We start from the raw sequence: 628 nt of genomic DNA, 5'->3' as shown, positions 1-628 counted from the left end.
ACGGCGCACCTTCGGTGGCATCAGACATGTCCATCGATTTCTCCTATGTCGTGAAATTCCAGGAGAAAGTCTGCACAGGGTCAGGTGGGGAAAACAGGTGTGGATTCTTGGGCGCTTACTGCAGAAACGCTACCGCAATATCCTCACCCGCGGTGCAAAGCAGCTCCCGCCTATCCAGCTCAGACAAAACGGCAAACGGGGCCGGGTCGCCAAATCCGATGCGCACAACCTGTGGGAACGACTGAAGAAGCATGAGACGGCAGTACTGCTCTTCGCCAGACTCTCACACGTGCCGTTTACCAACAACCGGGCCGAACGTGACCTGAGAATGAGCAAAGTCAAACAGAAGGTGTCTGGGTGCTTCCGGACAAGAAAGTACGCCGAGGCCTATTGCCGCATTTCCAGTTACCATGCAGACCATGGCAAATCAGGGATACAATCCGCTGGTCGCCATTCAAATGGCCTTTTCGGGACAGCTCTACGCTGATAGGGGTGAGTAGTTACGGACTAATTAGTTACCGTCTATAAATAGCTATCTTTTTCGGGCAGCTCCAGATAATTAGCGCATGCCAATATACTGAATTAATTAATCACCTGCCTTGACAAGGATATTGTCGTTTGCAGGGAG

1 protein-coding gene is annotated in these 628 nt (G+C 51.6%); it reads left to right on the top strand.

The genetic code is table 11. The features are described from left to right. The first annotated feature begins 97 nt into the window (after positions 1-97). Positions 98-487, top strand: coding sequence for an IS66 family transposase (locus ACOCD2_RS24780; protein WP_294118061.1), 390 nt, complete (start codon positions 98-100; stop codon positions 485-487). Positions 488-628 lie beyond the last annotated feature (141 nt).

It is taken from the genome of Thiolapillus sp., from assembly GCF_048562965.1.
Classification (GTDB): Bacteria; Pseudomonadota; Gammaproteobacteria; order Chromatiales; family Chromatiaceae; genus Thiolapillus; species Thiolapillus brandeum_A.
The sequence above is the reverse complement of the archived record's forward strand: the minus strand, read 5'-3'. Positions and strand labels throughout refer to the sequence as shown.